Genomic DNA, 23,167 nt, shown 5'->3' on the forward strand with positions numbered 1-23,167 from the left:
CCGATCGGCGACATTTCCGGCGGGCCGGGACAGGGTCGCGCCGGACGTGGTATCGATCAGCGGCGGGTGTGCCTGGCGTAAGCCTCGTCGAACAGCTCCCAGCCGTCCCGGCGGCCGACCGCGCGGGCCTCGGCGAGCCAGCCCGCGTCGACGGCCGCGTCGAGGAAGGCCCGGACCACGCCGGGCATGTTCAGGTTCAGCCACTGATCACCGCTGTGGATGTACCCGGGCGCCGACATCCCGCCGTCGGGGATGCCACGCTGCCCGCCTGGACGGAAGACCAGCGTCAGCCCCGCCGCCGACCCCCGTGGCCGCAGCCGCAGGAATTCCTCGCAGCCGTCCAGATGACGGTGACCGGTCGCCCAGAAGTACTGCTGCTCACCGACCGCGAGCACTCGGCGGCGCTGTTTCGTCACCGCGCGATGCTAGTGCCCGGTCCCCGAATCGGGCTATCGGATTGTCAGAGGCGGCCGCGCAGGGTGGGCAGACCGGGCCCGGTGAGCTCGTCGCAGTAGGTGGCTCGCCCGGCCATGGCCATGGTCAGAGCGAGGGTCGGTCCGGTGACCAGGGCGCCGCTTCCCGCGGCGAAGGGCCCGTCCGTCGCTTCCAGCCGGAGACCTTCGATCGCGGTACGGCTGGAAACGGTGAAGTCACGGCTCGCGTAGAACCGGGCGACCTCGGTGACGGCCGCGACCGAGGGCACCCGCGTCAAGCCCAGCGGCGAGCGGATGTCCTGGGCATGCACGACCACCTCACCGAGCCAGGCCGCCGTGGGCCCGAACGTCGACGTGGTGCTGCCGACGATCGCCCGGAACCCCGCCAGCGTCTCCGCCGGAGTCGCGCCACGATGCTCGGCCAATCGTCGGGCGTTGTGCACATCGAAGTCGAACCGAGCACCCACGACACTCGTCAACCAGCGAAAACGCCCGACACTCGCCGCCGCCGTGAGGTGGGCGAGCACCTCCTCCACCGTCCACCGCCCACACAGCGACTGCCGCCCCCACCCCGCGTCGTCCACCTCGGCGAGATCATCCGCCAACGCCGCACGTTCGGCATGCGCCATCGCCCACAACTCGTCACGAGAATTCGCCACCAGAGAAACCTCCCAACTCGGCACCGCTCACCCTGCCCGACAGAACAGCGGCGGTTTGTCGTCCACCTGTGCAGACGAAGGACATCGGCCGAACTCATCGCCGACCAGCTCCGCCGAGCTCTTCCTATGCCCCGTGCCTGACTTCTGGACCCCATACCTCCCGGCGTCGATGGCGTCCGAACTGAGACCGAAACGGATGTCGACATCTACGAATAGTCTTGGGGTCGAGGAGATATCCGTGCAGAAGGGGATCCGATGTCGTACTGGTGGACGGGTAATCGCGACGAGTGCGGTTGGATGGAGATTCGACAGGTTGGTGAGGGTCTTGGGCGATACCTCGAATCCTCTGATCAAAGGACGAACGGGCACAGGGATCCGTGGTACGAGTTGGTCTCTTCCGTGCGGGCGGGTGAAACCGTTTACCATTATTACGTGCCAGAGCGGCGATTCGTCGGCCGGTCGGTAGCGGCATCCGACTGCGTGCATGACGTGAGTTCGAACTCGTACAACGTCGAACTCACTGGTTTCACCCCACTGGGCGGTGACGTCGACCTAGCGAAGATCCGTTCGAAGGCGGACGCCCTCTACCAGGCCCGAGACGCGCTGGAAGCGGTCTATCAGGATCAGTCGCTGTACCTCCCGTTCCAGTTCAAGCGGGACCGAACCCTGTTTGCTCCTATGTCGAAATACTTCGCCAAGTTGCCCCGGTCGTTCATCGAGATTCTGTTCGATGACCAGGAAGCGGCAGTGCCACTTCCGAAGTCGCGTGGTGTCTCACGTTCTCCAGGACCAGGTCGGTGGGGGTTCCTGCAACCATTCGAGGCCAAAGCGGACACTGATTACGTCAGCGACGTCGTGGGCGGGCAAGAGAAGCGGACACGAACTCATGAAACGCTGGTGAACAGCTTCGCCATCTGGCTCGAAGCTCGCGGCCGTGTGCCCCTGCGTAACGCCGCGATCGATCTCGCTACCGAAGAACCGACAGCAGTGATCGAAGCCAAGACGGTGGATGGGCATCCGAAAGACGCGATTCGCGCAGCCGTCGGCCAACTCTACGAGTACCGATACTTCCAGGTGGTACCCGATGACGCGGGGCTGATCTTCCTCGCGGACGAGGCCATACACCCCGATTGGTGCGCCTACCTCGAGGAAGACCGAGGGATCGGGATCGCATGGCCAGACGGTCAGCGATTCCATCTGAGCGACCTGGCGCGAGAGTACCTCGCTCTGTAGCTAGACCATCCTGAGTCGCGGATACGTGCGTCAGGTGGCACAGGGAACCTGGACTGGGCGGCGGCGTGAGATCGTGGACGCCGTCGTCGCGATCGTACTCGCTGGTGCTGGCGGGCCTGCTCGTCTCGACCAGCTCGCTGCGACCGCTTCGGCCGCACACGCATGCTGCTGCTGGGCTATACGGACTTCGGGATCGCCTCGCTGCTGGTTCTGTGGGCCGACGCCGCGTCCCAGGTGATCGCGCTGCGCGCCCTGCTGGGTATCGGCGGCGCGATGATCATGCCCACCACACTGACGATGCTGCGGGTGGTCTTCACCGACCCCGCCGAACGCGCGAAGGTCTCCGGCGCCGCCCTCGACCCCATCGTAGGAGGCGTACTGCTGGAGGCGTTCTCGTGGCGCGCGGCGCTGCTGGTGAATGTGCCGATCATGGTGATCGTGCTGGTCGCCGGGTTCCTGGTGCTCCCCGAATCGAAGATCCCGAACCCGGGGCGCTGGGACTACCTGGGCGCGGGCCTTTCGATCGCGGGCATGGTGGCGCTGGTCTGGTCGATCAAGCGCTTCGCCAAGGACCAGTCGCCGCTGTCCGGTCCCGCGCTCGTCGTGCTGGCGATCGCCGTCGCGGCGCTGGGCATGCTCGTGTGGCGCTCGCTGCGCAGGCCCAATCCGCTGCTCGACGTGCAGCTTGTTCCGGCGCCGCCAGTTCAGCGAGGGCATCGTCGCCGCCATCAGCTCGCTGCTGGCCATGGCCGCCGCGCTGCTGCTGATCACCCAGTGAATGCAGCTGGTCGAGGGCTATCAGCCGATCAAGACCAGCCTGCGGCTGTTACCGCTGGCGGTCGGTGCCACCCTCGCCTCGATGCTCGCGCCCTGGCTCGCGCAGAAACTGGGCGCGTGCCTCGTCCTCGCGGGCGGTATCGCCGTGCCCGGAATCGGCATCCTGCTACTCGCCGGTGCCACCGCGGTCTACGCGCTGACCCCGCGCGACACCGACATCACCGTGCAGGCGCACCACTGATCCGCGACCAGAACTGGACAGTTCTGTACGGTTTTGCCGTAGCCTGGTGCTATGACAACGATCAAGGCGGAAGAGACGCGGCTTCCTCGCCGGGCGAAGGAAGCCGTGGATCGGCATGAGCGGGTGGTGGTGCTGAGTCATGACCGTCCCGCCTTCGTCATCGTCCATCCCGACGAGTACCCGGAGACGGGCCGCCGTCGGGGTCGTTCCATGGGGGAGGCGTTACGGCTGCTCACGTCGGCGGCGACGCCCGACCCCGAGTTCGGCGACGACCTGGAAGCCGTGCGTGACGCGGTGGGCCCGCTGCCGGAGGACCCGTGGGCACACTGATCGACACGTCGGTCTTCATCGATCTCGAGCGGGCGTACACGCGCCGCGGCGGGTCCGATTTCGACAAGGTCGCGCACGAGCTGGCAGTGCAGATCGGGTTCGACGAGGCGGTGGCGATGTCGTCGGTGACCGCATCCGAGCTCCTGCACGGTGTGCATCGCGCCAAACCCGAATTTCGCGCTCGGCGTGAGGCTTTCGTGGAAACGGCGATCGCGGCATTTCCGCCGCAGCCCTTCGATCTGCTCGCCGCCCGAATTCACGCAGGCGTGTGGGCCGACCTCACCGATCGAGGTCAGGAGATCGGCGCCCACGATGTCCTCATCGCCGCGACCGCGATGAGTATCGGCTGGCAGGTCGCCACCGCGAACACGCGCCACTTCGAGCGCATCCTGGGGCTCACTGTGTGCCCGGTGCGATTCGGCTGAACCAGATCCCGGTCTGTACAACGGCAGAACACGCCGATTCGATCTGTCTGCGTTCAAGGCTGGCGATGTTCAGGGACCTCGTGGCAGGGTACTCGACTGTGAGCCGCACCGGAGTTCTGTTCGACCTCGATGGACTGCTCGTCGAAACCGAATCGAAGTGGTCGATCGTGGAACGCAGCTTCTACACGGACCGAGGTTTGGAATTCACCGCCACCCACAAGAAGAATCTGATCGGAAAGACGCTCAAGGCAGTGGTTTCCACGATCGGCGAGGACGTCGGTCGCACGGATTATGACATCCTGCACCGTCAGTTCGTCGCGCGGTTGCTCGCGGAGTTCGACGGTGTCGAACTCCTGCCAGGGGCCGCCGAGACGCTGCGCTGGGCGAACTCATTGCACCTGACGGCCGTGGTGACTAATTCGCCGGCGGCGATCATCGGGCCTTCGCTGTCGGCGCTGCGTCGGGACGGGGTGATGCCTGAACTCGTTATCACCGCAGACGATGTCGTCGAGGGGAAGCCCCAGCCGGACAGCTACAACCTCGCGTTGTCTCGGCTGGGGCTGTCGCCGGATCGGGCGATCGCCCTCGAGGACTCAGTCACCGGGATCGCCGCGGCGCGGGCGGCAGGCCTGCGGGTACTCGGAGTCTCCCACGACCGTGCGATCGAAGCCCGCGCAGATTGGTACAGCGAGGTGCTGTCTCCGGAGTTGGTCAGGAAGTGCATCGAGGCTGCCGCGCTCAGCGGGACCGGTCTGCGCTCACCTAGCGGGCCCGATGAGGTCGGGCCCGGCGAGTCGACGCAGAGCAGGCGATGAGGGTCGGCTAGTGCCTGGCGAGGGTGGCGGCGCCCGCGAAACTGGCCTGGCTGCCGAGTTCGGCTTCGATGTGCAGGAGGCGGTTGTACTTCGCGGTGCGGTCCGCACGTGACAACGATCCCGTCATGCGTGCCACCCCCGAGCTGACGCATCCGCAACCGCGACACGAAGACCTCGCGCGGATTGATCACGGTCACCGTCACGACGGCCCGCTGGGTCAGGCGGTTGGCGCCATGACACCGGCGTAACCGCCACCGACCACGGCGTGCTTGTCGGTACTCACGTCCTGTCTCCTTCGCTCGGTGGGAGTTGGACATAAGACGCCGGGCATCCGCGATCTGTGACACCCGGTGAGCCAGGTCACCTGAACCAGTCAGGAGGGTGGAACGTGGGCGCGCAGGTAGTCGGCGGTCGGCTGGTCGGCGGGCAGGAACGCCTAGAGATGGAGCTCGGACAGGGTGATGTCGGTGGCGGTCGCGAAGCTGGTCAGGGTCGTGATCAGGCGGAGTTCGCCCTCCTCGGTGCGCACCCGGAGGGGAACGGCGAAGCCGACATGATCGGGACCGGGATCGACCGGTGGCAGGTAGGACTCCAGCTCGTCGGCGAAGGTGTCCAGGTCAGGGTCCGGGCTGCGCGTCGCGATCGTGCGCAGACTGCCGGTGATATGACGACCCCATTCGGGCAGGTTCGCTACCCGCCGGGCCAGGCCCTGCGGATGCAGCGCCAGTCGCAGCACGTTCACCGGTGGTTCCAGCAGCTCGGGAGCGCATCCCTCGGTGAGTACGCCGAAGGCGGCATTGGCGGCCACCAGCACCCCGTACGGCCGCGTCACCACCGCCGGATACGGCAGGTTCCCGTGCAGGATGGTCTGCAAGGACTCGCGGACGGCGCCGAGTTCCGGTGCGTCCAAACCGGATTCGGGAAACGCGGGTGCGTAACCCGCCGCCAGTAGGAGGCTGTTGCGCTCGCGCAGCGACAACTCGAGCGACTCGGCCAGCCGCACCACCATGGTCCGTCCCGGTTGCGACCGGCCGTGTTCGAGAAAACTCAGGTACCGCTGACTGGTCTCGGCTTTGATCGCCAGATCCAGCTGGCTGATCCGCCGCCGTGTCCGCCAGTCCCGCAGTTGTTGCGCGAACGGGCTCGCCGCCACCATGGTCGTCATCCCCTCACTCTCCGCGTTCCGGTATCGCTCCCACTATTCCCTGGAGGGAATGACGAGGACGGCCGCTCGTTCATTCCCCCCAGGGAATCGCGTGTCTTCTCGCGGCCGGACAGACTCGCCATCATGAACGATCGACTCGACGACACGACCCTGTCCCACCTCACCGAGCGGTACGTCGCCGTCTGGAACGAAGCCGACCCGGACGCCCGACGCAAGCGCATCGCGGAACTGTGGGCGGAGGACGGCGCCCAGGTGCTGACCGACCCACCCCAGGAGATCCGCGCCGCCGCCGCCGGACTGGCCTTCCCGATCCCACCCCTCCAGGTACGCGGCCACCGCGAGCTCGACGCGCGAGTGACCCGCGCCTACGAAATGTTCGTCGCACCAGGGGAATACGTCTTCCAGGCCCGCGCCACGGCGACGCGGCTCGCGGCGAACCTGATCGGCCTCGGCTGGGCGATGGTCGCGACGGCCGACGGCACCGAAGCGGGCACCGGATACGACGTGCTCGCGCTGGACGAGACCGGCCGCATCCGCAGCGACCACCAGTTCATCGGCCCCGCGTGACCGTCCTCGACACGGCTCGCAGGCAGCGACTGTGGGTAGGCCGAGTGGCCACAGTGCCCTGATCAACCGGGGTCTGACAGGACCAGGCAGAACAGGCCGAACGTGGGCGACACTGGAGAACATGGACCGTGCCCGACAGCTCAGCGAGTTCCTCAAGACCCGCCGCGCCCGCCTGCAACCCGATGACGCCGGTGCGGCCGACTTCGGTGGCCAGCGCCGCGTGCCCGGACTGCGTCGCGAGGAACTGGCTCTGCTGGCCGGGGCCAGCGTCGACTACTACACCCGCCTCGAGCAAGGGCGTGCCCGAAATGTCTCCCCGGATGTGCTCGACGCTGTGGCTCGCGCCCTACAACTCGACCCCGACTAACGCGTCTACCTGCACAATCTCGCCAAACCCGCCGCGCCCCGCCAGCGCCCGAGCCGACCGCAGCGGGTCGGGCCCGAAACGCGGCAAGCCCTCGAGGCTCTGGCCGGGACCCCCGCCTACATCATCGGACGGCGCCTGGACATCCTCGCCTGGAACGATCCGGCTCGATCACTCATCGCCGACTTCCCCGCGCTTCCCGCCCCGGAACGCAATATGGCTCGTCTGGTGTTCCTCGACGATGCCTCGCGAGATCTCTACCCCGACTGGGAGAGCAAGGCACGCGACACCGTCGCCAATCTGCGCTACGACGCGGGCCGCCATCCCGACGATCCGCGACTGGCAAGCCTCGTCGGCGAACTCTCCCTGGCCAGCAGCGACTTCCGGTGTCTGTGGGCAGCCCACAACGTCCACGCCAAGACCCGGGGCCGCAAACGGTTCCGCCACCCTCGGATCGGGGAACTCGCCCTCGACTATGTCGCCATGCGCGCGCCCGACGACCCCGACATGACCATGATGATCTACAGCGCGCCCACCGGATCCGAAACCGCCCGCGACCTCCAACTGTTAGCCGCATTGGCCGCGTCAGCTCCCGAGTCGGCCGACCGTCCCGCCGAAACCACTTCCTGACCACGACTGGCCATCAGCGGGACGATCGCGGGCCATCGAGCGTCATCATCCGGCCGTAGGCACGCAGGTGCCTCGGCACGGGCTGCTACTGGCCAGCGACTCGGTCAGCTGGCTGGGCGCCGATGACGTCCCTGCTTGCAGGCATTCGTCATCGGCGTTGGCCCCATCTCCTGAGTGAGTCCTCGGTCGCCGAGATACGCCAGTGTCGCAGCAGTGGTTCGATGACGCCGGTGCGGAAGATCTCGATCGAGGAGATTCCCTCGCGCCAGATGATCCAGACGATAATGAGGGTCGGGACCGGCAGTCAGCGTCGTAGCCTCCCAGGTGACATCGGCAGCCTCAAGACAGAGAGTAGGGCAACGACAATTTTCGCTCTATCTATGCCAAAGAATTGGCGGCCCAACGATCTCGTCTAGCAACCGAGGCCACAGTCCCAAGCTGGCTCTGATAATGACCTGAAGCTACCTGATCTGCCCGGAATACCACAGTCATTGGATAGCTCTCACTATCTTTCAGCACATCCAGTGCTAGCTCTGGGGAAAACTTCGTTTCCGACCAACTTTCCGAAAAGGCTGTCGTGTCAACGTCTGCGGCGAGGTAAACCCGTTTTATTAGTTGAAGCTCCTCCGCGAGCACGCCCACATTTCTCGAAGAATCGGCTACTAGCAACTCATTGAAGACACTGGCAACGCCTGCATCAGCTAAGTAGCGATCGTCCCTTGCGGCAGACCGTACAAGTGACGGAATCGATCGAGCGGGAGCTTTCAGTAGTGCGATCGCAGCCATCCTTGGCGAAACGTCCTGCGCAAGAAAACTCTCGACTGCCGTCCCCGATAGCTTTGACCATCGGAAACGCCGCCTGGCTAGGCGACGGAACTCTCCGCTAGACATGCCAGACACAACTTCATTCAACGCTTCCCAGTTATGCATCCAAGATTGGGGAGTACCGAGCCGCAAGAACAGGTACGCCCAGGCCTTCCTAGTAATAGGATCGTTTGCATCCTCGAACCGCCTAATCCAAACCTTCGGTGTACGCGCGGGCGACAATGCATCACGACATTGCTCAGCAGCCTCACCTCCATAGCCCTCAGGCAGAGACCGCCGCGCAATCTCCGCGTATTTTACCGAACCATCCAGCAATGAGATGGCCAACTCCCATTCCAGCCAACTCCTGCCGAGACAGGCCCGATAGGCTTGAGTTAGTCTGTTTGCCTTTTCGCCTAGAAGATCCTTCGCTATAAGCGTCTCCTTGCATGAATTCACCATTTCAGCAAATTCTGCACCTACCTCAGCAGGCAATCTGGGGGGGTCGGGCATATCGAAATTCAATATTCTTGGACTGCTAAGAGTTTGAATCGGGACCTCGATTGACCAAGCAATAGCCGCGTACGACGACCTTCTCCAATGCAACGGTGCCGCTTCTCCAACCGATCGCCGTAGATACTCTAAGATGTCGCCACTAGTACTCAGTATGCTGGGATGACCCGCTGAACACAGGACTTCCTTGTAATGAGGATCAAGGGATGCAAGGTCCCTTGCAGAATCGTTCGATAGCGTGGCCGCGACGTTTGTTCGACTTCCGAATTCCAGCCATCTCAGAACAGCGGCGAACTTGCCATCGCTAGGTCTATTAGCATGCCACCTGGGTCCGAGGACATCGGGTGGAATTCCATACGAACCATAGAACCCATATCCGCCACGTGTGGCTCCACTCTTAGCCTCAATCGCCCGTACGGAAACTAGATCGGCAATTACTGACCATCCGTCGTCTGATGTCGCCGACAATGCGTCCATCATATCGAAGTAGGGACCCAGTGCCGCCAGTCGAGCACCCAAACTATCGGCTATGGATTTTGATACTCTGTTTGCAGACCTCGGAGCCTGATTGAACACGCGATCCCGCAGCAGTGTCGTAGCGAGACGGCGCGGAAATGAGGTGTACCCGCCAAAACTGTCCGCGATGCTTTCTTCTAGTTGATCAGCTAGTCCGGGCAGTTCTCCAACGGAGTAACAACCTGCGTAGAAACGCGCGACATTAAACCAGTACGGGTTTGTCGATATAGCTCCAAAAATTTCGGGCTTGGTACCCTTCATCGGCCGACCGGATGGGCTGTACGGCGAAGTATGGTACAGGTGGTACGCCGCGAAGTATTCACGAAGTGGCTGGACCTCGAATTCAAACATTCCTTCCACTCGACTAACAATCATGACAATGCGATCAACAAGACCGTCGAAAAGCTCCAACGCTACGATATCGCCATGGTCGCGACCGCGGAGGAACTCATTGATGAGGGCCGTAAGACGATCCGTCGAAACAGATCCATTGTCGCGCCGTGATTCGGCTGACGCGTGAATCTTCCACCCTATGAACCCGTGCAGATCAATCAAAAGCTGCCGATAATCCCTCACCACAGAGTTCTTCTCGGCTTCTCGGTTGAAGTAGATATCAATGTAATTGCTGTAAAGTTCGGTCCGGTGGTCAGGGAGGCTTTGCCCCCTGGTGTGGATCAGACTCAGCAAGATAGTGAGCTGCATTGCATTATGTGCAAGATCACGAATGTGGTCGCTTGAGAGCTTCTCTGATAGGATTTGCCTAATCTCTGTGATCGCTCGATCGCCCAGCGCCTTTGCCTCGCCCCAACGCTCAATGTAATCGAAGAGAAGGTTTTCACTTACCGCGTCGAGCGCTAAGTAGTTCCAGGTATTGCTTTCAAACTTGGGCGTATTGGCAACAGCCGCAGGACGACTCGTGACCACGATTTGAGTTAGCGGTGAACTTTGCTTAATCCTGTGCGAGGCTGCATTGACGACATCCACAATACCTTTGCGGTCAACGTGGGACGCAACTTCGTCCAATCCGTCCAAGAAGATCAGCGATGGGTTCCGAGATAAGAAGCTGTGCAGATCGTCAACGGTATACGTCAAACCGCCGGACAAGTGAGATACTTGCGCCGCCAAGAAGGTTTCAAGACTGAGCGTCAAGTCGCTGGGCAAATCGGCACCGCTGATCGGGTCTTTCCGTTTAATCCAAGATGATAGATCGCGAAGGTCTACCTTAAATGGAACTCTAAGCGGAGTGTCGAAATGCTCAGTCGGTATCAGTTCACGATCGGAAAGGCCGAGGAGCTTTACTCGCTGGACCTGGCAGACGTATTGAGCCAACGTTGATTTGCCTTGCCCTGGACCACCCTCAACCACAATTCGGGTAATGGCTTCAGTCACCTGCGGCATTTTCAATAGAAAAGTTGCGCCACCTATTTCAGGCCTTCGATGTACAAAGGGAGCCTCAATGCCGCCACCTGAGAATGCACCCTCAAGCGATTGCAGAGATGCTGCCCCGTTGAATCGAAATACGTCTGGCCTGATGCCTACATCGATAAATAGCGCGAAAAGGGAACTAGCCTGCAGATCCGCTTGTTTGAACTTTACATGCCGATCCTTGTCGTACTGTGAGCTAACGTAGTTTCTTATCGCAATTTCGCGCCCATTCCTGGACTCCAGGGCATTCTCAATCAACTCTCGAAATAGATCGCTACTTGTCAATATCTCCGGAAAATTCCATTTGACGACATCTGTAGCGTTTAATCTCGCATCAATGTCCGTTCGCCACCAGATCATCCCCTTCATGGTGGCTGGAAGGGCAGAATCCAAGTATTTCCGAGCCTTGTCCATGGCTCCACGCTCGGGTTTCGACGAGCCTCCAAGGTTCGTCATTAGTATGTATTTATTAGCGCCTAGCTTTGCTAGTCGTGCTATATTCTCCTGTTCAGCATGGATTGCCTTCTTAACGTAAGAGTACGGATCGTCTCCTTTGAGACGCTCACGCTTAAACTTGACTTGAAAGATTGTCATACCATTGCCAGCGCCGACCGAAGGGCTGGTTGCGTCTCGACCACCGTCGCTTTGGCCCACCGGGTAGCACTGCACATCGGGTAGCTCGGCAACTAGAAGTGCCTGACACATGTCCTGAAAGCGGTCCGGATTGAGTCGCTCGTAGTCGTATTGCACGCTACCCCCAAAGCTCATTCAATTTTGATCCATTAGCTACCACGTAATAGGGTTGCGGATTATTGCTCTATGTCGAACTGTCGAGAATCAGTCACGATTCACGAAACCACTTGTCGCTGACACCTGGGTCCGGCAGACGCGCCTGGCGGCATGCCCTAGTTTCGGAGCGCCGCTAGCGCTCTTTGAGGGGTCGATCCGCTACGTAAGTCGATACCCTTGCTGGTGCACCTTCCAGCCTTGCACCACGTCTCCGCGTCACCCATGCGGTGACAGTACCAGCCTCTCGGAACACACTGTCACACAACCAGTTCCTTGCTCGGTCGCTGATCGCTGATCTGTGTGATGGCAGGCCAAACATAGGTTCAATCGCACGGGTCAGGCCTCGCTTCACGCTGTAGTCGCTCGCTCAGATCGCACGCACAGCGTTCGCCCTCCGAGCAAGTTCTGCGCAAAGCAGAGTTGGCGAGGTCTGCGGCGTGCGGCAGGACGTGAAAAAGTGACCACCGCGCGGCAAATCAAAACGGACCACCTGGTCGGTGACCCTGGCTATATCCGAGCCAGGGAGGACCGAAGGGATACTTGCTGTGGGGGATTGGGCGGAGATTCGTCGTTTGCGCCGGTCAGAGGGCATGCCGGTCCAGGTAATCGCCCGGATGCTGGGCGTGTCCCGCAACACCGTGAAACGGGCGCTCGCCTCGGAAAGGCCGCCGAAGTACCAGCGCCCGGCGAAGGGGTCGATCGTGGACGCGGTCGAGCCGCAGATCCGCTAGCTGCTCAAGACCTATCCGACGATGCCGGCGACGGTGATCACCGAGCGGATCGGCTGGACCGCTCGGTGCGGGTCCTCTCGGGCCGGGTCGTGGAGTTGCGGCCGGCGTATCTGCCGCCCGATCCGGCGTCGCGGACCGCCTATGAGATCCTAATGAGTTCGGTCAGGTAGCGGTGAGACATGCTGTCGTGCAGGATGTTTTGTCGTGGCGCGCCGTGGGTCGTGGACGATGAGTTGTGGGCGGCTATCGAACCGTTAATACCGGTGAAACCGGCGGGGACACCGGGCCTTGCCCAGCACGACCCGAGGCTGCGTTCCAGGGAATCTTGTTCGTGCTGTTCACCGGGATCGGGTGCGAAGACCTTCCCCCAGGAACTTGGATTCGGGTCCGGCATGACGTGTTGGCGCAGGCTGAGGAACTGGCACGCTGCCGGGGTATTTGAGGCGGCGCACCAAGCGGTCCTCGACCGCAGCAACGCCGCCGGGTTGAGCGACTTCGATCGGGTCATGATCGACGGCTCGCACGTGCGGGCCACGAAAAGGGGGGGCGCCGCGACCGGGCCGAGCCCGGTATACCGCGCCAAGACCGGCTCCAAACATCACCTGTTGACCTGCGGCAACGGGTTTCCGCTCGTTGTCGAGCCCTCCGCGGCCAACGTCAACGACCACCTGATGCTCGCGCCCGTGCTCGATCGGGTCCGACCCCTGCGCGGAAGGCCAGGGCCACCGCGCCGCCGGATCAAGACTCTGATCACCGACAAGGGCTACGACTATCCCAGCGTGTAACACCGACCTGCGAAAACGCAGGATCACCGGCTACATCCCGCGCCGCGGAACCCGCGACAAAGTCACCGCTGGCCGCTGGATCGTGGAACAGTCCATCGCCCTGCTCCACTAGTACCGGCGCCTGGCCGTCCGCTGGGAACGCCGCACCGACACCCACTACGGATTCCTGAACCTCGGTGCCGCACTGATCTGTTGGCGACGACTTGGCAACCGAACCTGATAGGAGCTCTTAGGTGAGGTTCCCCCGCGAATCCGATGCGCCGCGGGCACCATCGGCGAACGAGCCCAGTTCGGCAGTTGACCGGGTGATCGGGGTCATCAACTCACTCTTCGCCGTCGGGTTGCTCTGAATCGTCCGGTGGCTGGTCGTAGAGTGCCCACGCAGCTTTTGCGCGGTCGCTCCGAGGGCCGAGCCATCGGATTTGGTTCAGTTCACGATTCCCAAGGACTGACCCGCGGATCTGGTCATTGGTCGCCGCGACCGAAAGGAGGCGCTCGATCTGTTCGTCGGTCATCGTTGCGGCGAGGGAACGTAGGAGACTCAAGACTGCCGCGCCGCCCTCGTACGAGGTGGCATTCGCAGCTATTCGTATGAGCTCATCGGTTATCCGTGGGTCCGGTTGACCAAACAGAATCTGAGGGCTTGTTGCCAGACCGCTGAGTGCCCGCGGCGCGCAGACGTCGGGTAGGCGGTCGAGGAGCATTTGGTCGAGAGGCTCGGGTGGCAGCTGCCCGAAATAGAGCTGGTGCGTCTCGAGCAGGGCAAGTGGTGTGACCGCGCGGAGTAGTGCTTCCACCCGGCCGTGTGTCCCGTCGTTCAGAGCGGCCCACGTTCCAGGGACATAGCACAATCCGCCGACGAGCGTCAGCAGCCCGTCGTCGTCGAGGCCGTTCTGGACTGGGTTGAGGACGGCGCGCAACTGGTCGTCGAACAAGATCGGCGCGATCTTCTGCAGTTCGCATGCAGATCGGGTGGCACGCCAACGCTGGGGCAAGGGGATATCTGGCCTGAGGGTTGCCTTGCACACCACTTTCACCAGATTGCGCTTCAGCGCCTCGGTCCCGTGGTCCATGTAGCTGTGACGCAGATACGCCCCGAGGGCGCGATCGTCCTGAGGGAAGGAATCGGATACGAGATCGCGCTCGAAGGCAGCCAGCGCCTTGCGACCTGTCACTGGAGGATGTGACAGCAATGCCTCGACGGCGCCGATCAGGTGAGCCCGAACCAACTCGGCGGTCGGTGAGAACAGCTCTTCGCCACTGGACACGAACGCGGGGTGGGCGCACAGATGGCGATCCCGGTAGAGGCGCTCGAGCTCCTCCTTCTCACGAATCCCGATCAGCTCGAGCCCTACGGCCGTTTCGACCAGCTGCCGCTCGAACTTCTGCAAGTTCGGTACATCGTTGTTGGTGATGTAGCGGTCCAGGTCATCGCGGTGCTTCTGCGCGAGCGGGACTTCGTCAGCGAGGACGCGGACTTTGTCGATGACATCCGCTGCGACGGCAATCCACACCGAGATGAGTGCGGCACGATACGCTCCGGCGCCGTATGCCGCCACGGCCTCCTCAACATAGCGTCGAGAAGTCGGTGAGCGAACTCGGCTCGTGACGGCTTCTAGTGGTTGTAAAATATTGCCTCCCTTTGCGATTCGTGCGCAAGACTACACCCTCGAACCTGGTTTACCGTAGATCGGAGCGCTGCTCCTCGGTGGTGAAGGGGACGGCCACTTAGAAGGCCGTGTTCTGACTCCGAGAGCGGCGTACGGAGATCCATTCTCCGGCGTGTTCGGTGGAATCCCTGTGGTGCGGTGCGTTTCGGCCATACGATGCCCTGGCACAGTGGTACCTGGGTGTCGCCCTGGCCCGCTGCGTGGCTATCCGGTCGAGCGTCGGCGTGTCTGGCGGCCATTCCGGGCCGGATGCCCGTGCAGGCGACCGTTGTCATCTACCACCGATCCAGGTGACGATGCCCCCGCGGACCAGCATCGCTTCCGCGCGGTAGGTGGGTTGCCCACGAACCGATCGAGGTATCTGTCGAAACCTCGATCGACGTCCCTGCTCGAGGTACTGCGGAGGGCTTCCGATCAATGTTGTCTTCGCCGGTTGTCTTCACGGCCTCGAGGGTCCCTCGGCCGTCGATTCGGGAATGCGGATAGGTGCTACACGTGTTGTGACCAGTGTCGAACTCGGAGAAACATCGTAGAAGCAAGGGGTGGACCCGGAAGATGACCAGGTCAGCGGTGGTATAGGCTTTGTCGGTCATGAAGTCGGCTTATTCGGGTCCGGTCAGCGGAGCGCCCACAACGGTCTACCTCGATCACGCGGCGACCACTCCGATGTTGCCCGCCGCCGTCGAGGCGATGACGGCTGCGTTGGGGATGGTCGGGAACGCCTCGTCGTTGCACGGGTCGGGGCGGGCGGCGCGGCGGGCGTTGGAAGAGGCGCGTGAGTCGATCGCGGCCGATCTGGGGGCGCGGCCCTCGGAGGTGATCTTCACCTCGGGCGGGACCGAGAGCGACAATCTGGCCGTCAAGGGGATCTTCTGGGGGCGCCGCGACGCTGATCCGCGCCGCACGCGCATCGTCACCAGCGCGGTCGAGCACCATGCGGTGCTCGACGCGGTGGAGTGGCTCGAGCAGCACGAGGGCGCGCGGGTCAGTTGGCTGCCGGTGGACGCCGACGGGGTGGTCGATCCGCAGGTGTTGCGGGCCGAGCTCGCCGCGCACGCCGACGAGGTGGCGCTGGTCAGCGTGATGTGGGCCAACAACGAGGTCGGGACCGTGCAGCCGATCGCCGAATTGGCCGCTGTCGCCGCCGAATTCGGTATTCCGACGCACAGCGACGCGATCCAGGCGGTGACTCAGCTCCCGGTGGACTTCGCGGCCAGTGGGCTGTCCGCGCTGAGTGTGGCGGGGCACAAGGTGGGCGGTCCGCACGGGATCGGCGTGCTGCTGCTGGGTCGGCAGGTGCCGTGCGTGCCGCTGGTGCACGGCGGCGGACACGAGCGGGACCTGCGCTCGGGCACCTCGGACGTGGCCGCGGCGGTCGGGCTCGCCGCTGCCCTGCGGGTGGCCGTCACTGAGCTCTCGGCCAGCGCCGAGCGGCTGCGGGAGCTGCGCGACCGGCTGATCGCCGGGGTCCGCGCGGTGGTGCCCGAGGCCGTGCTCAACGGGCCCGCCGGGCAGCGGCTGCCCGGCAATGCCCATTTCACTTTCCCCGGCTGCGAGGGCGACTCGCTGCTCATGCTGCTCGACGCCGCCGGGATCGAATGTTCGACCGGCTCGGCCTGCAACGCGGGCGTCGCCTCACCCAGCCATGTGCTGATCGCGATGGGGGTGGAGCCGTGGCAGGCGCGCAGTTCGCTGCGGTTCTCGCTGGGTCACACCTCGACCGGGGCCGATATCGACGCACTGCTGACCGTGCTGCCGCAGGTCATCGACAGGGCCAGGGCCGCGGGCCTGGCCGGTGCCAGAGGAGGTGCCTGATGCGAGTTCTCGCCGCGATGAGTGGTGGTGTCGATTCGGCGGTGGCCGCGGCGCGGGCCGTGGACGCGGGCCACGAGGTGGTCGGCGTGCATCTGGCGCTGTCGGCCAACCCGGGCACGCTGCGCACCGGGTCGCGGGGCTGCTGCTCCAAGGAGGACGCCGGGGACGCGCGCCGCGCGGCCGACGTGCTCGGAATCCCGTTCTACGTCTGGGATTTCGCGGACCGCTTCAAGGAAGACGTGATCGACGACTTCGTCGCCGCCTACGCCGCGGGGGAGACGCCCAACCCGTGCCTGCGCTGCAACGAGAAGATCAAGTTCTCCGCCCTGGCCGACCGGGCCGCCGCGCTGGGCTTCGACGCCGTCGTCACCGGCCACTACGCCCGGCTCGAGGACGGCGTGCTGCGCCGCGCGGTCGACGCCGACAAGGACCAGTCCTATGTGCTCGCGGTGCTCACCGCCGAGCAGTTGGCGCGCGCCATGTTCCCGGTCGGTGACACCCCCAAGCCGCGCATCCGCGAGGAGGCCGCCGAGCGCGGTCTGGCTGTGGCCAACAAGCCCGACAGCCACGACATCTGCTTCATCCCCTCCGGTGACACCCGCGCCTTCCTCGGCGCCAAGATCGGCATCCGTCCGGGCGCGCTGGTCGACGCCGACGGCACGGTGCTCGGCGAGCACGAGGGTGTGCACGGGTTCACCGTCGGTCAGCGCAAGGGGCTGGGGCTGACCCACACCGCCGCTGATGGCAAGCCGCGCTATGTCACGGGGATCGATCCCGAGTCGGGGACGGTCAAGGTCGGTTCGGCAGAGGACTTGCAGGTCGACGTGATCACGGCCGACCGGGCGATCTGGACCTCCGGGGTGCGGCCGAAGACGTCGGTCGAGTGCATCGTGCAGGTGCGCGCGCACGGCGGCACCGCGCCCGCCGTGGTGGAGCCGGTGGGCGACGGGCTGGTGGCCCGGCTGCGGGAACCGCTCACCGGCGTCGCGAAGGGGCAGGCCATCGTGCTGTATCTGCCGGATGCCGAGGGCGGGGATACCGTGGTCGGCAGCGGCACGATCAATGGCACCGATCGCTCCGGGGCCGTCGTGGACGCGGTCGACGCGTCGGCCTGATCCGCCCCGGATCGTCTGCGAGCTGGCGCGCAGATCCGGTCGTCGGGATCGCGGGGTGCAGAGGGCCCGCCCGGTCGTGGTGAGGCCGGATGCGGCGGGTCCGCTCGGTCGCGGTCGGCAATGATGTGTTGGTCAGGTGCGGGCAAGATAGCGAACAGAGGTCGCGGGTAGCGCCCGCGCGGCACGGGTTCGCGCCGGGACGGTGCGGGGCCGATGAGTCGAAAGGTGTTGAGCGCGTGGCATTGTGGCGAAGCGAGAACTCGCGGGAGGTCGCCGCGCCGGAGCCGGTCGACCTGCTGACCGGCGGTATCGCGACCGGTATCGGTTCCTGGCCGGGCACCGACCCGCGCGAGGCCGCCGCGACGATCATCGGCGAACTGCCCGCGCTGCCGCATCTGGTCGAACTGCCCGGTCGAGGTATCGGCGCCGACATGATCGGGCGGGTCTCGGCGCTGCTGGTCGACCTGCGCTTCGACTCGACCACGCGCGGTTACCGCCTGGCCGCCCGGCCGGGTGCGGTGTCGCGTCGCGCTAGGGACCTGTTGCGTACTGACCTCGACGCCCTCGAAGAAGCCTGGGAGACAGCGGGTCTGGCGGGCACCGGCCGGGTGCTGAAGATCCAGGCGGCGGGACCGCTCACGCTCGCGGCCGAGGTGGAACTGCCCGGTGGACACCGGGTGCTCACCGATTCCGGTGCGGTGCGCGACATCTCGGAATCACTGGCCGAAGGCCTCGCCCGGCATGCCGACGAGATCCGCGGGCGCCTGGGTGCGGAGGTGGTCGTCCAGCTCGACGAACCGCGGCTCACCACCGTCCTGGATGGTTCCCTGACCGGTCCCAGCGTCCTCAATACCGTGCGCGCGCTGCCCGAACCCGAGGCCGTGCACCTGCTCGATACGGTCATCACCGCCCAGCCGGGCCCTGTCCTGTTGCACACCTGCGCCACCCGCCCGGCTCTGTCCACCCTGGGCCGCACCGCCGCCGCGGGCATCTCCGTCGACGCCTCGATCATCACCACCGCCGACCTCGACCCCCTCGGCGAGATCCTCGACGCGGGCAAGAAGGTCGCCCTCGGCCTGGCCCCCACCGAGCCCCCGTCCACCCCGCCCACCTGGCGAACCATCGCCGAACCGGCCGTCCGCCTCGTCGACCGACTCGGCTTCCCCCGCCGCGCCCTCGCCGACCAGATCCTGCTCACCCCGGCCTGCGGCCTGGCGAACGCCGCCCTGCCCTGGTCCCGCACCGCCCTCACCCTCCTGGTCGAGGCCGCCCGCGCCGTCGCCGAGGACCCGGACTCGATCACGGCCGAGTGAACCTCGCGCGGGCTATCATCTAATAGCACGTTGTCTGTTGGATGGAGGCTGACGTGCGGATGAATGCGAACGGCCAGATCACCATTCCCGCCGAGCTGAGGGCGAAGTTCAACCTGCGGGAAGGTGACGAACTCGATGTGGTCGAAGACGGCGGCGCCCTGCGCATCGTGGTCCGAGGCGGTGCGGACAGTCCCGGTGAGCGTCTCGTGCGTCAGATGCGTCGGCATCGATTCGACAATCCTGACGTCGGCGGTCTGACGACCGACCAGATCATGGACCTGTTGCGTGACTGACGCCGTCACCGCGCTGCCGCGCGCGACCCTGGTCGACACCTGTGTCCTCATCGATATCCTCGACGGCGATCCGACCTGGGAAGACTGTTCTGCCTCCGCCCTGGCGGCGGCGCGGAACGCCGGGCGGGTGGTGATCAATCCGCTGACCTATGCCGAGGTCTCCCTCGGCTACGCCACCAAGGAGGCGCTGGATTCCGCCCTGTCGCCGGATCTGTTCGATCGCGAGCCGCTGCCCTGGGATGCGGGGTTTCTGGCCGCGAAGGCGTTTCTCGCCTACCGGCGTCGCGGGGGTGACAAGCGGTCGCCGCTGCCGGATTTCTACATCGGCGCGCGTGCCGCCGTGAGTGGGTATCAGTTGCTCACGCGCGACGTCGTCAGGTACCGCGCCTACTGCCCCCGGCTCGCGGTGGTCGGGCCCGAATAGGCCCTGCGACGTGCGGGAACGGTGGGCGGGAAGTGTCGGTGGGCTCGGCTAGGGTTCGAGGGGTGAGCGACATCGGGGTTTCGACGGGTGTGGAGGTGGCGGGGGCGACTGCCGAGCAGCGGGTGCGGTGGCAGGAGTTGGCCGAGCAGGTGCGGGAGCATCAGTTCCGGTATTACGTGCGGGACGCGCCGATCATCAGTGACGGCGAGTTCGATCTGCTGCTGCGCGAGTTGCAGGCGCTCGAGGACGCGCATCCGGATCTGCGCACGCCGGATTCGCCGACCCAACTGGTCGGTGGTGGGTTCGCGACCGAGTTCACCGCGGTGGACCATCTCGAGCGGATGCTCTCGCTGGACAATGTGTTCGACTACGACGAGCTACGGGCCTGGGCGAGCCGGGTCGAGGCGGAGGCGGGCGCGGATCTGCACTATCTGTGCGAGGTCAAGATCGACGGTGTCGCGCTGAATCTCGTCTATGAGCAGGGCAAACTGGTGCGCGGGGCGACCCGGGGCGACGGGCGCACCGGCGAGGACGTCACGCTCAACGCGCGCACCATCGAGGACATCCCGGCCGAACTCACCGCGAGCGAGCGGTTCCCGATCCCGGAGCTGCTCGAGGTGCGCGGCGAGGTCTACCTGCGGCTCGAGGACTTCGCGACGCTCAATGCCCAGATCGTCGCCGAAGGGAAACCGCCGTACGCGAATCCGCGCAATACCGCCGCCGGGTCGCTGCGGCAGAAGAACCCGGCGATCACCGCCCAGCGCAGGCTGCGAATGATCTGCCACGGGTTCGGCCGGATCGACGGGTATCGGCCGGAATCCCAGCACGAGGCCTACGAGGCGCTCACCGCCTGGGGGCTGCCGGTCTCCGCGCACACCCGGCTGGTCCAGGGGATCGACGCGGTGATCGAGCGGGTCGCCTACTGGGGCGAGCACCGTCACGATATCGAGCACGAGATCGACGGGCAGGTCATCAAGATCGACCAGACGGCCCTGCAACGTCGTCTCGGCGCCACTTCGCGTGCGCCGCGCTGGGCCATCGCCTACAAGTACCCGCCCGAGGAAGCCACCACCACGCTGCTCGACATCGAGGTGAACGTGGGCCGCACCGGGCGGGTGACCCCCTTCGCGGTGATGGAACCGGTGTCGATCGCCGGGTCGACGGTCTCCATGGCGACGCTGCACAACGCCTCCGAGGTGGTGCGCAAGGGCGTGCTGATCGGGGACACCGTCACCATCCGCAAGGCGGGCGATGTGATCCCCGAGGTGCTCGGCCCGGTGGTCGACGCGCGCGACGGCACCGAACGCGCCTTCGTCATGCCCACCCACTGCCCGAACTGCGGTACCGAACTGGCGCCGGAGAAGGAAGGTGACGCCGATATCCGCTGCCCCAACCAGCGGCACTGTCCCGCGCAGCTGCGCGAGCGCGTCTTCCATCTCGCCGGGCGCGGCGCCTTCGACATCGAGGCGCTCGGTGACAAGGCCGCCGACGCCCTGCTGCGCTACGGCGCCATCACCGACGAGGGCGATCTGTTCGACCTCGACGAGTCGCGATTACTCGGCGTCCCGCTGTTCACCAATCAGAAGGGCCAGCTCACCCAGAACGGGCATCGCCTGCTGGAGAACCTGGCTTCGGTGAAGGACCGGCCGCTGTGGCGGGTGCTGGTCGCGTTGTCGATCCGCCATGTCGGGCCGACCGCGGCCCGGGCGCTGGCCGCGGAGTTCGGCAGTCTCGAACGCGTGGAAACCGCGACGGTGGAGGAACTCTCGGCCACCGACGGCGTCGGGCCTACCATCGCCGCGGCGGTGGTGGAGTGGTTCACCGTCGACTGGCATCAGGCGATCGTCGCCAAGTGGCGCGCGGCGGGCGTGCGGATGGAAGACGCGCGCGACGACTCCATCGAGCGCACCCTCGAGGGCCTGTCCATCGTGGTCACCGGCTCGCTGCAGGGCTTCACCCGGGACGGTGCCAAGGAGGCCATCCTGGTGCGCGGCGGCAAGGCGGCCGGATCGGTGTCGAAGAAGACCGCGTTCGTGGTGATCGGTGACGCGCCCGGCTCCAAGGCGGCCAAGGCCGAGGAACTGGGCGTGCCGATCCTCGACGAGGACGGTTTCCGCCTGCTGCTCGACGGTGGACCCGACGCGGTCGCGCCCGCGTCCGAGGAAGCCGAGTAAACGGCTCAGTTCGGGGTGACGGTGACGGTGTTGCCGATCTGCGTCTTCATGTCGAAGGTCGAGCACTGCCCGTTCCTGATCTCGACATGGCGCGTGGGCCGCTTCTTGATATTGGTCTGGATGTCGACGGCCACATCCGTGCCCGACATCGAGCACACCTTCGACACCGGCGCCTCGGTGTAGGACACCGACCCGGCGCCCTGACAGGAATTGGTCGAGTTCCCGAGGAACACCCGCGCGGTCCCGTTCGGGCACGGATCCGCCACCGCCGCCGGGGCCGTGACCAGCGTGACGGGCACCAGCGCACCCGCCGTCACCGCCGCGACGACAACCCCGCGAACCATCACCCGAACTGTCATCTCGCGCACCCATTCTCGTCACCGAACCGGAAACCGCAGGCCGGGCGGCCTCGGTTGCCCAGCATGCTAGTGCGTCCGCGCCGGACCCGCGCGCCCATCGCGGGAGCCGGGACGGGGCGCCGGGGCCGTCAGCGATTGTCGCCGGGATGGGCTCCGGTGGCGAAGGGATTCGGTTCGTCGTCGGCGAGAACACCGACGAAGGGCTCGCCCTCGCCCGCGAAGACGTAGGCGCCGCCACGGATCCGATCGATCAGGCCCTGGGTCCAGGTGGCCTCGCTGTCGGCGGAGTGGACCCACATGTCCATGATCTCGCCGATGTGCCCGAGCTGACCGGGACCGTCCTCGACGGTGTAGTACTCGGTGACCGAGTCGCGCCAGCGGTTCAGGCCTGCGATGCGCTGTTCCAGCAGGGCGACGGCTTCCGCGCGCGGGAGATCGACGAGGAAACCGACGCCTGCGGAGAGCATGTCCATCTTCTGGTCGTAGGAGGTCAGCGCCTCCCGCAGCAGCGCGAAGTACTCGGCGGTGCCGGACTCGGTGATCTCGTACTCCACCCGCGGCGGACCGCCCGCGGTACTCGGCGCCACCTCGTGCTCGAGCAGCAATCCCTGCTTGGCCATCTGCTTGAGCGCGTGGTAGATCGAGCCGGGCTTGGCATTGGACCACTCGTGCGCGCCCCAGTACTCCAGATCGTTGCGCACCTGGTAGCCGTGCGCCCGTCCGTGTTGACGGACCGCGCCGAGGACCAGCAGGCGGATGGCGGACATGGAGGTCTCCCCTCTGATCAAGTTTGATCAACCT

Annotated in this window: 23 protein-coding genes and 3 pseudogenes; 18 read left to right on the forward strand and 8 right to left on the reverse strand. The window is 65.0% G+C overall.

Features of this window, described 5'->3' with window-relative positions:
- Positions 1-56: 56 nt before the first annotated feature.
- Positions 57-416: a hypothetical protein gene (locus QC180_RS16830; protein ID WP_278263715.1), complete on the reverse strand. Its 360-nt coding sequence runs from the start codon at positions 414-416 to the stop codon at positions 57-59.
- A gap of 44 nt (positions 417-460) precedes the next feature.
- Complete coding sequence (locus QC180_RS16835) at positions 461-1,093, reverse strand: maleylpyruvate isomerase family mycothiol-dependent enzyme (protein WP_474646469.1); 633 nt, start codon at positions 1,091-1,093, stop codon at positions 461-463.
- Between the two features lie 432 nt (positions 1,094-1,525).
- Here QC180_RS16835 and QC180_RS16840 point away from each other — a divergent pair, with 432 nt between their 5' ends.
- The 6 genes and pseudogenes from QC180_RS16840 (at position 1,526) to QC180_RS16865 (ending at position 4,914) form a co-directional block, all read left to right on the forward strand.
- Positions 1,526-2,326, forward strand: coding sequence for a hypothetical protein (locus tag QC180_RS16840; RefSeq protein ID WP_278263716.1), 801 nt, complete (start codon positions 1,526-1,528; stop codon positions 2,324-2,326).
- A gap of 162 nt (positions 2,327-2,488) precedes the next feature.
- Positions 2,489-2,905: pseudogene (locus QC180_RS16845) on the forward strand (MFS transporter); the annotation flags it as partial.
- A 199-nt stretch (positions 2,906-3,104) separates the two neighbouring features.
- Positions 3,105-3,344, forward strand: coding sequence for a hypothetical protein (locus QC180_RS16850; RefSeq protein ID WP_278264110.1), 240 nt, complete (start codon positions 3,105-3,107; stop codon positions 3,342-3,344).
- Positions 3,345-3,395: 51 nt separating this feature from the next.
- Positions 3,396-3,674 carry a type II toxin-antitoxin system Phd/YefM family antitoxin gene (locus QC180_RS16855; RefSeq protein ID WP_278264111.1) on the forward strand — a complete coding sequence of 93 codons (279 nt, stop codon included), beginning with the start codon at positions 3,396-3,398 and terminating at the stop codon, positions 3,672-3,674.
- Positions 3,662-4,099: a type II toxin-antitoxin system VapC family toxin gene (locus QC180_RS16860; protein ID WP_278263717.1), complete on the forward strand. Its 438-nt coding sequence runs from the start codon at positions 3,662-3,664 to the stop codon at positions 4,097-4,099. The genes QC180_RS16855 and QC180_RS16860 overlap by 13 nt, the downstream gene beginning before the upstream one ends.
- A gap of 98 nt (positions 4,100-4,197) precedes the next feature.
- A complete protein-coding gene (locus QC180_RS16865) occupies positions 4,198-4,914 on the forward strand; it encodes an HAD family hydrolase (RefSeq protein ID WP_278263718.1) in 717 nt (238 codons plus the stop codon).
- A gap of 7 nt (positions 4,915-4,921) precedes the next feature.
- Here the strand turns inward: QC180_RS16865 and QC180_RS16870 are convergent, their stop codons facing one another.
- A complete protein-coding gene (locus tag QC180_RS16870; RefSeq protein WP_278263719.1) occupies positions 4,922-5,041 on the reverse strand; it encodes a hypothetical protein in 120 nt (39 codons plus the stop codon).
- Positions 5,042-5,350: 309 nt separating this feature from the next.
- Entirely contained in the window at positions 5,351-6,079 is a 729-nt protein-coding gene (locus QC180_RS16875; RefSeq protein WP_278263720.1) for a helix-turn-helix domain-containing protein, read from the reverse strand.
- 123 nt (positions 6,080-6,202) lie between these two features.
- Here QC180_RS16875 and QC180_RS16880 point away from each other — a divergent pair, with 123 nt between their 5' ends.
- The 3 genes from QC180_RS16880 (at position 6,203) to QC180_RS16890 (ending at position 7,640) form a co-directional block, all read left to right on the forward strand.
- Positions 6,203-6,646, forward strand: a complete 444-nt coding sequence (locus QC180_RS16880) for a hypothetical protein (RefSeq protein ID WP_278263721.1) — start codon at positions 6,203-6,205, stop codon at positions 6,644-6,646.
- Positions 6,647-6,767: 121 nt separating this feature from the next.
- Positions 6,768-7,013 carry a helix-turn-helix domain-containing protein gene (locus QC180_RS16885; protein WP_278263722.1) on the forward strand — a complete coding sequence of 82 codons (246 nt, stop codon included), beginning with the start codon at positions 6,768-6,770 and terminating at the stop codon, positions 7,011-7,013.
- A gap of 9 nt (positions 7,014-7,022) precedes the next feature.
- Entirely contained in the window at positions 7,023-7,640 is a 618-nt protein-coding gene (locus QC180_RS16890) for an MmyB family transcriptional regulator (RefSeq protein ID WP_278264076.1), read from the forward strand.
- Between the two features lie 378 nt (positions 7,641-8,018).
- Here the strand turns inward: QC180_RS16890 and QC180_RS16895 are convergent, their stop codons facing one another.
- On the reverse strand, positions 8,019-11,648 hold the full coding sequence (locus QC180_RS16895; RefSeq protein ID WP_278263723.1) for an NACHT domain-containing protein: 3,630 nt from the start codon (positions 11,646-11,648) through the stop codon (positions 8,019-8,021).
- 575 nt (positions 11,649-12,223) lie between these two features.
- On the opposite strand from QC180_RS16895, the pseudogene QC180_RS16900 reads away from it, so the two are divergent.
- The 3 genes and pseudogenes from QC180_RS16900 to QC180_RS16905 all read left to right on the forward strand — a co-directional run.
- Positions 12,224-12,561: pseudogene (locus QC180_RS16900) on the forward strand (helix-turn-helix domain-containing protein); the annotation flags it as partial.
- A 51-nt stretch (positions 12,562-12,612) separates the two neighbouring features.
- A pseudogene (locus QC180_RS30365) lies at positions 12,613-12,855 on the forward strand (transposase); the annotation flags it as partial.
- Between the two features lie 69 nt (positions 12,856-12,924).
- The gene (locus tag QC180_RS16905) at positions 12,925-13,203 is read left to right on the forward strand and encodes a transposase (protein ID WP_278263724.1); all 279 of its coding nucleotides are present in this window, start codon (positions 12,925-12,927) and stop codon (positions 13,201-13,203) included.
- Between the two features lie 323 nt (positions 13,204-13,526).
- Here the strand turns inward: QC180_RS16905 and QC180_RS16910 are convergent, their stop codons facing one another.
- Positions 13,527-14,762 carry a hypothetical protein gene (locus QC180_RS16910; RefSeq protein WP_278263725.1) on the reverse strand — a complete coding sequence of 412 codons (1,236 nt, stop codon included), beginning with the start codon at positions 14,760-14,762 and terminating at the stop codon, positions 13,527-13,529.
- Between the two features lie 702 nt (positions 14,763-15,464).
- On the opposite strand from QC180_RS16910, the gene QC180_RS16915 reads away from it, so the two are divergent.
- The 6 genes from QC180_RS16915 (at position 15,465) to ligA (ending at position 22,007) form a co-directional block, all read left to right on the forward strand.
- Positions 15,465-16,688 (forward strand): cysteine desulfurase family protein, encoded by a 1,224-nt coding sequence (locus tag QC180_RS16915; RefSeq protein ID WP_278263726.1) that lies wholly within the window; start codon positions 15,465-15,467, stop codon positions 16,686-16,688.
- Positions 16,688-17,803, forward strand: a complete 1,116-nt coding sequence (gene mnmA / locus QC180_RS16920) for a tRNA 2-thiouridine(34) synthase MnmA (protein ID WP_278263727.1) — start codon at positions 16,688-16,690, stop codon at positions 17,801-17,803. Before QC180_RS16915 ends, mnmA begins: the two co-directional genes overlap by 1 nt.
- A 296-nt stretch (positions 17,804-18,099) precedes the next feature.
- The gene (locus tag QC180_RS16925; protein ID WP_278264077.1) at positions 18,100-19,116 is read left to right on the forward strand and encodes a methionine synthase; all 1,017 of its coding nucleotides are present in this window, start codon (positions 18,100-18,102) and stop codon (positions 19,114-19,116) included.
- A gap of 41 nt (positions 19,117-19,157) precedes the next feature.
- Positions 19,158-19,409, forward strand: coding sequence for an AbrB/MazE/SpoVT family DNA-binding domain-containing protein (locus tag QC180_RS16930; protein ID WP_278263728.1), 252 nt, complete (start codon positions 19,158-19,160; stop codon positions 19,407-19,409).
- A complete protein-coding gene (locus QC180_RS16935; protein ID WP_278263729.1) occupies positions 19,402-19,833 on the forward strand; it encodes a type II toxin-antitoxin system VapC family toxin in 432 nt (143 codons plus the stop codon). Before QC180_RS16930 ends, QC180_RS16935 begins: the two co-directional genes overlap by 8 nt.
- 62 nt (positions 19,834-19,895) lie before the next feature.
- Positions 19,896-22,007, forward strand: coding sequence for an NAD-dependent DNA ligase LigA (gene ligA / locus QC180_RS16940; protein WP_278263730.1), 2,112 nt, complete (start codon positions 19,896-19,898; stop codon positions 22,005-22,007).
- A gap of 5 nt (positions 22,008-22,012) precedes the next feature.
- On the opposite strand, the gene QC180_RS16945 is transcribed toward ligA, so the two are convergent.
- Complete coding sequence (locus QC180_RS16945; protein ID WP_278263731.1) at positions 22,013-22,351, reverse strand: hypothetical protein; 339 nt, start codon at positions 22,349-22,351, stop codon at positions 22,013-22,015.
- 143 nt (positions 22,352-22,494) lie between these two features.
- Positions 22,495-23,133 carry a PadR family transcriptional regulator gene (locus QC180_RS16950; protein WP_278263732.1) on the reverse strand — a complete coding sequence of 213 codons (639 nt, stop codon included), beginning with the start codon at positions 23,131-23,133 and terminating at the stop codon, positions 22,495-22,497.
- Positions 23,134-23,167: the final 34 nt, after the last annotated feature.

The sequence above is a fragment of the Nocardia anocheti genome (assembly GCF_029675105.1).
Taxonomy (GTDB): Bacteria; Actinomycetota; Actinomycetes; order Mycobacteriales; family Mycobacteriaceae; genus Nocardia.

What these genes read in the sequence shown, in the direction of transcription:
- QC180_RS16905 (WP_278263724.1), top strand. Translation starts at nt 12,925, where the DNA reads ATGATCGACGGCTCGCACGTGCGGGCCACGAAAAGGGGGGGCGCCGCG.
- QC180_RS16875 (WP_278263720.1), bottom strand. Translation starts at nt 6,079, where the DNA reads ATGACGACCATGGTGGCGGCGAGCCCGTTCGCGCAACAACTGCGGGAC.
- QC180_RS16915 (WP_278263726.1), top strand. Translation starts at nt 15,465, where the DNA reads ATGAAGTCGGCTTATTCGGGTCCGGTCAGCGGAGCGCCCACAACGGTC.
- mnmA (WP_278263727.1), top strand. Translation starts at nt 16,688, where the DNA reads ATGCGAGTTCTCGCCGCGATGAGTGGTGGTGTCGATTCGGCGGTGGCC.
- QC180_RS16885 (WP_278263722.1), top strand. Translation starts at nt 6,768, where the DNA reads ATGGACCGTGCCCGACAGCTCAGCGAGTTCCTCAAGACCCGCCGCGCC.
- QC180_RS16850 (WP_278264110.1), top strand. Translation starts at nt 3,105, where the DNA reads ATGCAGCTGGTCGAGGGCTATCAGCCGATCAAGACCAGCCTGCGGCTG.
- QC180_RS16870 (WP_278263719.1), bottom strand. Translation starts at nt 5,041, where the DNA reads ATGACGGGATCGTTGTCACGTGCGGACCGCACCGCGAAGTACAACCGC.
- QC180_RS16930 (WP_278263728.1), top strand. Translation starts at nt 19,158, where the DNA reads ATGGAGGCTGACGTGCGGATGAATGCGAACGGCCAGATCACCATTCCC.
- QC180_RS16950 (WP_278263732.1), bottom strand. Translation starts at nt 23,133, where the DNA reads ATGTCCGCCATCCGCCTGCTGGTCCTCGGCGCGGTCCGTCAACACGGA.
- QC180_RS16945 (WP_278263731.1), bottom strand. Translation starts at nt 22,351, where the DNA reads ATGGTTCGCGGGGTTGTCGTCGCGGCGGTGACGGCGGGTGCGCTGGTG.
- QC180_RS16880 (WP_278263721.1), top strand. Translation starts at nt 6,203, where the DNA reads ATGAACGATCGACTCGACGACACGACCCTGTCCCACCTCACCGAGCGG.
- QC180_RS16855 (WP_278264111.1), top strand. Translation starts at nt 3,396, where the DNA reads ATGACAACGATCAAGGCGGAAGAGACGCGGCTTCCTCGCCGGGCGAAG.